Genomic DNA, 8887 nt, shown 5'->3' with positions numbered 1-8887 from the left:
GGGGATGAGCGAGAAGTTATCCACAGCGGTTGTGCAGTGACGGCCTGTCCGGGTCGGAGTGTGGGAAGGTGAGGAGAAAACGGGTCAGGCCCTCCCGCGACGTAACCGAAATCGACCCCCCATGCGCGACGACGATCGCTCGGACGATCGCCAACCCCAAACCCAATCCGGTGATCGATTCGGACGGGGTTTCTGAGGCGACGCGGTAGAAGGGATCGAAAAGATAAGGAAGGTGCTCAGGCGCGATCGGTTCCCCGACATTGGTGACGGACAAGGTTCGTTGCCCATTCGTTTCGCCGATTTCCAGCGTAACCGATGTTCCCGGATCGGCGTGGCGAATCGCGTTGGAGAGCAGGTTGCTGACAGCGCGGCGAAGCTGCATTCGGTCGGCCACGATCGCTCCCTTTCCCGCTACGATCAAGCTGATTCCTTTCTCTTCGGCAAGGGGTTCGAAAAATTCGACCAAATTGCCCAGTTCGATTTCGAGCAGAAAGCGCTCCTTGGCGAGGGTCGTTTCGGAATAACCCAGTTTGGCCAAATAGAGCATCTCGCTGACCATTCGGCTCAATCGGTCGATCTCTTCGACATTCGAGGCCAAGATCTCGCGGTAGGTTTCGGGATCGCGCTCACTGTGCAGCGCAACCTGTGTTTGGGTGAGGAGGTTGCTGAGCGGGGTGCGCATTTCGTGCGCCAAATGGGCAGAGAACGTTTCGAGGCGAACGAACGCAGTTTGCAGCCGATCGAGCATGCGATTGAGCTCTTGGGCAACCGTTGCGATCTCCTCAGGCATCGCAGAATCATCGAGCCGCCGATCGAGATGGTTTTGGGAGATCATCGTGGCGTGCTGGCGAATCGTCCGTAACGAAGCCAAACCGCGATAGACGACCCACCAACCGATTCCGACGGAAAGGGCGCTGGCGAGCAACGCATAGAAGAGGATTTGCTGATGAAACGTCTGCAAAAACCGGGTGTGGGTCTCGGTATCGACCGCGATCTGGATGGTCCATGCGGTGTTCGGTGCAAAGTGGGGCGAAACGGTGAATGAGAAAGCGCGATAAATTTTTCCCGCGCTGTGCCACTCTTCCCACCCTTTCCTGTCTTTGGTCACGGTTTGATCCCATGAGAACTGGCGGTTGTTGGCGAAGAGGAGTCTGCCGTTTTCGGTTCTGACTGCGACCACCAGTCCAGGGTGGTGATTCAGTGCCTCTTGGAGTAACCACAGCGCGTCGTCGGTCGAGTTGGCGCGCTGCAAGAGCTCCAAGATCAACGCCCGTTTGTCGTTGAGGGTTTGTTGATCGAGACGGACGAAATGTTCGTCGCTCAGAAGCGTGACCAAACCCGCCAGTCCGAAAATCGCGCTGATCGTGATGAGTGCAAAGAGCAAGACGAGTTTGGCGGTGAGCGATCGGCGAATTTTCACGATCTGTCTCGCCTATCGCGCTTCCAAGACGTAACCCATCCCGCGAACGGTGTGAATCAATTTCGGCGTGCGCCCCTCGTCGATCTTTTGACGCAGCCGTCGGATCGCAACTTCGATCACGTTGCTGTCGCATTCAAAGTCGATTTCCCAAACTTGCGACGCGATCAGTGAGCGCGGTAGAACCTCTCCCTGCCGACGCAGGAGCAGTTCGAGCAAAGCGAACTCCTTTGCGGTGAGCGCGATGGTCTCCCCTCCGCGGCACACGCGACGGCGCAACAGATCGAGTTCCAGGTCCGCAGCGCGCAAAATCGTGGAGGAAAGGCTCTGACCGCCCCGTCTGAGGATCGTTCGGACACGGGCGAGCAATTCGGCGAACGAAAACGGTTTGACGAGGTAGTCGTCAGCGCCCATTTCCAACCCTTTGACCCGATCTTCGACCCGGTCTCGTGCCGTGAGGTAGAGCGTTGGGGTGGTGATCCCTTCTGACCGAAGTCTGGCCAGCACTTGCCAACCGTCGAGGCCAGGGAGCATCACGTCGAGGATGATGAGATCGAAAGGGATTTCGCGAGCCAAATGAAGGCCATCGATGCCGTCTTGTACCCATTCCACATTGTAGCCAGCTTCGTGCAGCCCTTTTTTGAGATAGGCGCCGGTTTTGGGTTCGTCTTCGATCAAAAGGAGTTTTCTGACCATTTTGTCATCTTCCTGTCACGTGCGCGCAAGGAGCGAACGATTACGATCGCGTTGCCTTTTCCCTTTTGCCATAAAGCGGAGGATTGGATGAGAAACGATCGAGATCGGTTCCCGCAAGTCGCGCTCGCATTGCCGAACGCGGGGCGGCGGCGTTTCGTCGGTGGTCTGGTCGCGGGGGGTGTGATCGCAAGCCTATCACCGTGGGGGCGAGCCACGGCGCAAGGAGTGACCGAGACGCGCACGGGTTTGGCGCCCGTGCTCAGCGGCACGAACATCGACCTGGTGGTTGCCGAGTCGCCGGTCAACTTCACCGGCAGGCCAAGGATGGCGACCACGATCAACGGCTCCATCCCGGCGCCAACGCTCAAACTTCGGGAAGGCGACACGGTCACCATCCGCGTCACCAACCGCCTGCGCGAGGCCACCTCGATCCACTGGCACGGGATCATCCTGCCCTACCAGATGGACGGGGTGCCTGGGGTCAGTTTCCCGGGCATCCCCCCGGGCGAAACCTTCACCTACCAGTTCAGTCTCGAACAAACCGGCACCTACTGGTACCACTCGCATTCCGGCACGCAGGAGCAGACCGGTATGTACGGGGCGCTGATCGTCGAGCCGCGCGCAGGCGATCCCATCCGGGCCGACCGCGACTATGTGGTTGTGCTCTCCGACTGGACCGACGAAGACCCGATGCGGGTGCTCACCAAACTCAGGGTGCAGAGCGATTACTACAACTACCACCAGCCGACGGTCATTGACTTCTTCCGTGATGTTGCCGTGATGGGGCTTTCTCGTGCGCTCGAGAAGCGTGCGATGTGGAACCAGATGCGGATGAACCCGACCGATCTCGCCGATCTCTCGGGGGCGACATTGACCTACTTGATGAATGGCGCCACTCCTGCCGGCAATTGGACTGGACTGTTCCGCCCTGGCGAACGCGTCCGTCTTCGCTTCATCAACGGCGCGGCCAACACCTTCTACGACGTCCGCATCCCGGGGCTCAAAATGACGGTGGTGCAAAGCGACGGGCAGGACGTCGAGCCCGTCACCGTCGATGAGTTCCGCTTCGGGCCGGGCGAAACCTACGACGTCGTGGTAACACCAAAGGACGAGGCCTACACGATCTTCGCGCAAGCGATGGATCGTTCTGGATTTGCCCGTGGCACGCTCGCAGTTCGCGAAGGACTCGAAGCCCCGGTTCCTGCACTCGACCCTGTCGAATGGCTCACCATGGCCGACATGATGGGCGCGATGGATCACAGCGTGATGAAGCATGGCGGTTCGACCATGGGCGTGATGGACCATGCGGCGATGGGCCACGACATGTCTGGCATGAAACACAACATGTTCGGCATGAACCATGGCGCGATGGCCATGGATCACGGTCACCACGCGATGCATGGCATGGCCGGTGGCGCATTGGCCAAGCCCAGCGCCACGGTCCGTCACGCGCGCACGGAATACGGTCCAAGCACGGATATGCGGGTGGATACGCCGCGCACCAATCTCGACGATCCAGGCATTGGTCTGCGCAACAACGGCCGGCGCGTGCTGACGCTGGCCGACCTCAAAACGATCGGCGGCCCTCTCGATCCTCGCGGGGCCGAGCGCGAGATCGAGCTGCACCTCACCGGCAACATGGAGCGCTATACCTGGTCGCTCGACGGCCTCGAGTTCGGCAAGAGCACGCCGGTGCATCTGAAGTACGGCGAGCGGGTGCGCGTCATCCTGCACAACGACACGATGATGACGCACCCGATGCATTTGCACGGGCTGTGGAGCGAGGTGGAAACGCCCGACGGGCAGTTCCTGGTGCGTCGTCACACCGTGCCCGTCCAGCCTGCACAGCGCGTCAGCTTCCTCGTGACTGCCGACGCCTTGGGGCGCTGGGCTTGGCACTGCCACTTGATGTTGCACATGGACATGGGCATGTTTCGCGTGGTGGTCGTGTCATGAAACTGATCAAAAGAAGATTCGCCATGAAACCCTGTTCTCTCTTCACTGCGGCGCTGGTGTTGCTCGGTGCGGCACCCGTCTGGGCGCAAACAACGATGGAAGGCGGCGGCCATGCCGGGCACCCGGGCACGGCTCCAGCCCCAACGCGAGCCGAATCGCCCGCGAGCGCCACCATGGACCACGGCAGCATGAACATGCAGGGGGGCCCCGCCCCCGCCGATGCCCGTGATCCGCACGCGTATTCCAATGGCTTGACTTTGGAGTCGGGCCCTTACGCACTCCCCGGGCCACGGCAACTTCGGCTGTCCGATGAACATGCGTTCGGCGCCGTGCTCCTCGATCGCCTGGAGCGCGTTCACACGAAGGAGGGGAACGCGACCACCTATGACGCGCAAGCCTGGTTCGGCGGCACCTACGACCGCTTGGTCCTCAAGGCCGAAGGTGGCGTCGCCAAAGGCAAATTGGAGGAGGCACGTACAGAGCTCCTTTGGGGTCATGCGATCTCAGCATACTGGGACAGCCAACTCGGGGTGCGGCAGGACAGCGGCACGGGGCCTGACCGGACTTGGCTCGCTTTCGGTTTTCAAGGGTTAGCGCCCTATTGGTTCGAGGTTGACGCAACTGCGTACCTAGGTACTTCGGGACAGACCTCACTTCGGCTTTCGAGTGAGTACGAACTGCTTGTGACGCAACGTTGGATTGTGCAACCTCGGCTGGAAGCCAACGTTTATGGCGAAACGGAGGAAAACCGGGGAATAGGGAGCGGATTGTCCGATCTCGTGGTCGGGATTCGCCTCCGTTACGAGTTCAATCGCCAATTCGCGCCCTATATTGGGATCGAATGGGCGGGGAAATATGGCAAGACGGCCAGTTTTGCACGTCGGGAAGGGTTGGATACGCGGCAGACGCGTTTCGTTGCCGGTCTTCGTGTTTGGTTTTGAGTGTGGGTAAAAGGAGTCGATGATGTTTGTAATGAAAAAGTTTGTCACCGTTGCGGTTTTGTCCCTCAGTGCTGCGCTTGTTTACGCGCATGATCCGAGCCAGCATCACGCAGTCACCGACCGGGAAAAGCCGGATTGTTCGATGATGCAGCAAATGCACTCCGGGAGTGACCGTGACGACCCAGTGGTGCAGGCGATGATCGCACGTTGTGCGGAGATGATGAAAGAGGAGCATAGGGAGATGATGATGCCGCATGGGATGCAAGGAGCGATGCCGCAAAATGGGATGATGGGCCACGGTAGCGGCGAAATGAAATCCAATCACCATCAGTAAGGAAAGGGCGATGAAGCGTTGCTTGCTTGGGTTTGGTTCCGCTCTGGTCGTTTTGGTCGCGGTGGTAGTGTGGGTGCTCTACTCTGGCAGGGTATCGGTGGCGGCCGATGAGCCCCATGCTCAGTGGCTCTACCACCTGCTGGAGTGGGTGCGGGAACGCTCGATCGCACAGGCTTCACGTACGATCGAGGTACCCAAGGATCTCGATGCACCCCAGCGGTTGCTGGCGGGAGGAGCCGATTACGATGCGATGTGTGTCGGTTGTCACCTTGCGCCTGGTATCGCGGAAAGCGACTTCACGTTGGGACTCTATCCAACCCCTCCCAAATTGACGGAACCCCGAGCAACCTTGCAGGGTCTGAGCGAGGAAGCAGCAGCGCGACGGGATTTTTGGATCATCAAACACGGAATCAAGGCATCTGGTATGCCAGCGTGGGGAAAAACGCACGATGACGAACGGATTTGGAACATGGTGGCTTTCCTCAAACGGTTGCCGGATCTCAATGAGAATCAATATCGAATTTTGACCAGTCGTCAAGGAGACCGATGATGATACGGCGTGTCTTTATGGGTTTGGCGCTTTCCTTTCTTGCTACTTCTTCTTTCGCTTCCGGGAAAGAGTTTGCTGAGGAGTCGCCGCTCGTCAAGGTGTGGAAAAGCCCGTATTGCGGTTGCTGCAAAGAGTGGATTGCCCATATGCAGGCCAACGGGTTCCAGGTTCAAACGTTCGAAGTGGGCAATAGTGAGGTTCGGAGTCGTCTCGGTATGCCCATGCGTTATGGTTCGTGTCACACCGCCGTCGTTCAGGGTTATGTGATCGAGGGCCATGTTCCTGCTGCCGACGTCAAACGGCTGCTCGCGGAGAAGCCGAACGCGCTGGGTTTGGCGGTTCCGGGGATGGTGATCGGTTCTCCGGGGATGGATGGTCCGGCGTATGAGGGACGCAAGGACCCTTACGACGTCCTTTTGATCCAGCGCAATGGCGAAGCAGAGGTCTATCACGCGTATCGTTGATCTTGGCGTAGTGTAGCGTGGTTCGCGTGCGGTAGCGCTCCTTGGTTTTTGTTTTCCTGGTATAATTCGCGATTTTGATCGGTCTCGGGGAAAGAAGATGAAGCGCACCTATCAACCTTCCAAAGTTCGCCGTAAGCGGACCCATGGTTTTCTGGTCCGGATGCGAAGCCGCGGCGGTCGTTCCGTGATCCGCGCCCGCCGCGCCAAAGGGCGTAAGCGCCTCGCCGTATGAGTGCGCCAGGCGCGCGTTTTCCGCGTGCCGCGCGTCTGACGAAACCGTCCCACTTTGCCGCGGTCTTCGCTGCGCGGCAGAAATTGTGCGGACGGTTTTTTTGTGTGCATTGGCGGGAAAACGGTTTGCCACATGCCCGTCTGGGCTTGGTGGTGGCAAAGCGCGTGGCGAAGCGAGCGGTCCGTCGTAATTGGTTGAAGCGGCAAATTCGGGAAATTTTCCGTGTGTGGCCGGGTCGATCGGTCGGGGTCGATCTGGTGGTTCGTGTGACGCGGCCTACCCATGACGCGACGCGGCGGATGTTGCGTGCGGAACTCGAGGTGTTGTTCGCGCGCTTGCTGATGCGGTTGCTGCACTCGGAACCCGCGGCACGCCCCTGTACGGTCGATTCCCGTGGATAAGGGTTTGCGTCGATGAATCCGCTTGCGCGGGTGTTGGTCGTGTTGGTGCGTGGTTACCAGTACCTCATCAGCCCCTGGTTGGGGCAAAATTGCCGCTTTACACCCACCTGTTCGCAATATCTCATCGAAGCGGTCGAGCGTCATGGTGTGGTGCGCGGGTTGTGGTTGGGTGTGAAACGTGTGGGCCGCTGCCACCCGTGGCATCCCGGCGGTGAGGATCCGGTCCCGTAACGAAAGGAAAGCTGCACGATGGAACAACGGCGTTTGATTTTGTTGGTGGTGTTTCTTTTTTCTTTGTTCATGCTGTGGGAAGGGTGGGTGCGTCAAAACATCCCGGTGCCCCCGCCTGCTCCTGCTGCGTCACCGGCAGCGTCGCCTTCCGCGACCCGTGACGAGGTGCCGGTTACCGAGTCGCAGCAGATCGCAAGCGATGCCAAAGCGCTACGTTCTTCTGATGCACTCCCTGCCAAAACCTTGCGGGTGGAGACCGATCGCTATCTGGTCGAGATTTCGGAGCAAGGTGGAGATATCGTTTTTCTGGCGCTGAAAGACCACCGCGATCGTGAACGCCAAGATCAACCGTTCATCCTCTTCGAGGATGGCCGTCTGAAGCATACTTATCGGGTGCAGTCCGGCGTGGTGGGGGATGGGATGCCCAACCACCACAGCCGTTGGCAATTGCCCGCTGAAGCGATGCATTTGCAGGAGGGGCAATCGGCTTTGACCGTGACATTGACTGCTTCGACTGCCGACGGGCGCACGGTTCGGAAGATTTTGCGCTTCGCGCGTGGCTCCTATTTGATCGACGTCCGTCACGAGATCGACGGTGGCGGCCCTCTGACCACCTACTATCACTTCTTGCGTGACGATAAACCCGCCGAAGAGCAGCAAGTTTTCGGCGTACATACGTATACGGGTCCCGCGATCTATACCGAAGCGACGAAGTACCGGAAGATCGATTTCAAAGCGATCGCGGAAGGCAAAGCGGAATATCCGAGCCAAGCGCAGGATGGGTGGCTCGCGATGATCCAGCACTATTTCGTCGCCGCTTGGTTACCGCCCGAGGGTGTCGCACGGGAATACTATCTCCGCCGCCTATCGAATGGACTCTATCAAGCCGGTGTGCTCTTGACCGGGGACGGTACCACTTCGACCCGGCTCTATGCCGGGCCGCAGGATCAGAAGGTGTTGGGAAGCATCGCGCCCGGTTTCGATCTGGTGGTCGATTACGGCTGGTTGACGTTCATTGCTGCGCCCCTTTTCTGGGTATTGTCGTGGCTACACGGTCTTACGGGCAACTGGGGGTGGGCGATCATCCTGGTGACGGTACTGATCAAGGCCCTCTTCTATCCCCTGTCCGCAGCGAGTTATCGGTCGATGGCCAAGATGCGGTTGGTGATGCCGCGGTTGCAGAAGATCAAGGAGGCGTATGGGGACGACAAGGTTCGGCTGCAGCAGGAGATGATGCGCCTCTATCAAGAGGAGAAAATCAACCCATTGGGTGGCTGCTTGCCGATCTTGGTCCAGATTCCGGTGTTCATCGCGCTCTATTGGGTACTGCTCGCCAGTGTCGAGATGCGTCACGCGCCGTGGCTCGGGTGGGTGACCGACCTCTCTTCGCGCGACCCCTACTTTATTCTGCCGCTCTTGATGGGAGCGACGATGTTCATCCAAATGCGGCTCAACCCGCAACCGGCAGATCCGTTACAGGCGAAATTGATGATGGGGATGCCGATCGTCTTTACTTTCATGTTCCTCTGGTTCCCGTCCGGGTTGGTGCTCTACTGGTTGACCAACAACCTGCTTTCGATTGCGCAACAGTGGTGGATCAACCGCCAGCTGGAGCGGATGGGGTTAGGCCACAAAGCGATCAAAGCGGCCAACGATTAGGTTTCA

Annotated in this window: 11 protein-coding genes; 9 read left to right on the top strand and 2 right to left on the bottom strand. The window is 59.0% G+C overall.

The features are described from left to right. Positions 1-16 precede the first annotated feature (16 nt). On the bottom strand, positions 17-1420 hold the full coding sequence (locus HPTL_RS10790; protein WP_170141355.1) for a heavy metal sensor histidine kinase: 1404 nt from the start codon (positions 1418-1420) through the stop codon (positions 17-19). Between the two features lie 12 nt (positions 1421-1432). Next, positions 1433-2113 (bottom strand): heavy metal response regulator transcription factor, encoded by a 681-nt coding sequence (locus HPTL_RS10785; protein WP_119335985.1) that lies wholly within the window; start codon positions 2111-2113, stop codon positions 1433-1435. A gap of 87 nt (positions 2114-2200) precedes the next feature. On the opposite strand from HPTL_RS10785, the gene HPTL_RS10780 reads away from it, so the two are divergent. From HPTL_RS10780 to yidC, 9 genes are all read left to right on the top strand, one after another. Beyond that, positions 2201-4069, top strand: a complete 1869-nt coding sequence (locus tag HPTL_RS10780; protein WP_119335984.1) for a copper resistance system multicopper oxidase — start codon at positions 2201-2203, stop codon at positions 4067-4069. 23 nt (positions 4070-4092) lie between these two features. Continuing rightward, positions 4093-5010: a copper resistance protein B gene (locus HPTL_RS10775; RefSeq protein WP_231999990.1), complete on the top strand. Its 918-nt coding sequence runs from the start codon at positions 4093-4095 to the stop codon at positions 5008-5010. Between the two features lie 19 nt (positions 5011-5029). Continuing rightward, positions 5030-5344, top strand: a complete 315-nt coding sequence (locus tag HPTL_RS10770) for a hypothetical protein (protein WP_145981817.1) — start codon at positions 5030-5032, stop codon at positions 5342-5344. A gap of 10 nt (positions 5345-5354) precedes the next feature. After that, complete coding sequence (locus tag HPTL_RS10765; protein ID WP_119335981.1) at positions 5355-5894, top strand: c-type cytochrome; 540 nt, start codon at positions 5355-5357, stop codon at positions 5892-5894. A 17-nt stretch (positions 5895-5911) separates the two neighbouring features. Next, positions 5912-6358 carry a DUF411 domain-containing protein gene (locus HPTL_RS10760; protein ID WP_346731653.1) on the top strand — a complete coding sequence of 149 codons (447 nt, stop codon included), beginning with the start codon at positions 5912-5914 and terminating at the stop codon, positions 6356-6358. A gap of 97 nt (positions 6359-6455) precedes the next feature. Further along, a complete protein-coding gene (rpmH, locus tag HPTL_RS10755) occupies positions 6456-6590 on the top strand; it encodes a 50S ribosomal protein L34 (protein ID WP_119335979.1) in 135 nt (44 codons plus the stop codon). Continuing rightward, entirely contained in the window at positions 6587-6991 is a 405-nt protein-coding gene (rnpA, locus tag HPTL_RS10750; RefSeq protein ID WP_119335978.1) for a ribonuclease P protein component, read from the top strand. The genes rpmH and rnpA overlap by 4 nt, the downstream gene beginning before the upstream one ends. Before the next feature lie 12 nt (positions 6992-7003). Continuing rightward, complete coding sequence (gene yidD, locus HPTL_RS10745; RefSeq protein WP_119335977.1) at positions 7004-7222, top strand: membrane protein insertion efficiency factor YidD; 219 nt, start codon at positions 7004-7006, stop codon at positions 7220-7222. 18 nt (positions 7223-7240) lie between these two features. Continuing rightward, on the top strand, positions 7241-8881 hold the full coding sequence (gene yidC, locus HPTL_RS10740) for a membrane protein insertase YidC (protein ID WP_119335976.1): 1641 nt from the start codon (positions 7241-7243) through the stop codon (positions 8879-8881). Positions 8882-8887 lie beyond the last annotated feature (6 nt).

Source organism: Hydrogenophilus thermoluteolus, assembly GCF_003574215.1.
GTDB lineage: Bacteria > Pseudomonadota > Gammaproteobacteria > Burkholderiales > Rhodocyclaceae > Hydrogenophilus > Hydrogenophilus thermoluteolus.
This window is presented reverse-complemented; position numbering and strand designations above follow the sequence as displayed.

What these genes read in the sequence shown, in the direction of transcription:
- HPTL_RS10765 (WP_119335981.1), top strand. Translation starts at nt 5,355, where the DNA reads ATGAAGCGTTGCTTGCTTGGGTTTGGTTCCGCTCTGGTCGTTTTGGTC.
- HPTL_RS10770 (WP_145981817.1), top strand. Translation starts at nt 5,030, where the DNA reads ATGATGTTTGTAATGAAAAAGTTTGTCACCGTTGCGGTTTTGTCCCTC.
- rpmH (WP_119335979.1), top strand. Translation starts at nt 6,456, where the DNA reads ATGAAGCGCACCTATCAACCTTCCAAAGTTCGCCGTAAGCGGACCCAT.
- rnpA (WP_119335978.1), top strand. Translation starts at nt 6,587, where the DNA reads ATGAGTGCGCCAGGCGCGCGTTTTCCGCGTGCCGCGCGTCTGACGAAA.
- yidD (WP_119335977.1), top strand. Translation starts at nt 7,004, where the DNA reads ATGAATCCGCTTGCGCGGGTGTTGGTCGTGTTGGTGCGTGGTTACCAG.
- HPTL_RS10775 (WP_231999990.1), top strand. Translation starts at nt 4,093, where the DNA reads ATGAAACCCTGTTCTCTCTTCACTGCGGCGCTGGTGTTGCTCGGTGCG.
- HPTL_RS10785 (WP_119335985.1), bottom strand. Translation starts at nt 2,113, where the DNA reads ATGGTCAGAAAACTCCTTTTGATCGAAGACGAACCCAAAACCGGCGCC.
- yidC (WP_119335976.1), top strand. Translation starts at nt 7,241, where the DNA reads ATGGAACAACGGCGTTTGATTTTGTTGGTGGTGTTTCTTTTTTCTTTG.
- HPTL_RS10760 (WP_346731653.1), top strand. Translation starts at nt 5,912, where the DNA reads ATGGGTTTGGCGCTTTCCTTTCTTGCTACTTCTTCTTTCGCTTCCGGG.
- HPTL_RS10780 (WP_119335984.1), top strand. Translation starts at nt 2,201, where the DNA reads ATGAGAAACGATCGAGATCGGTTCCCGCAAGTCGCGCTCGCATTGCCG.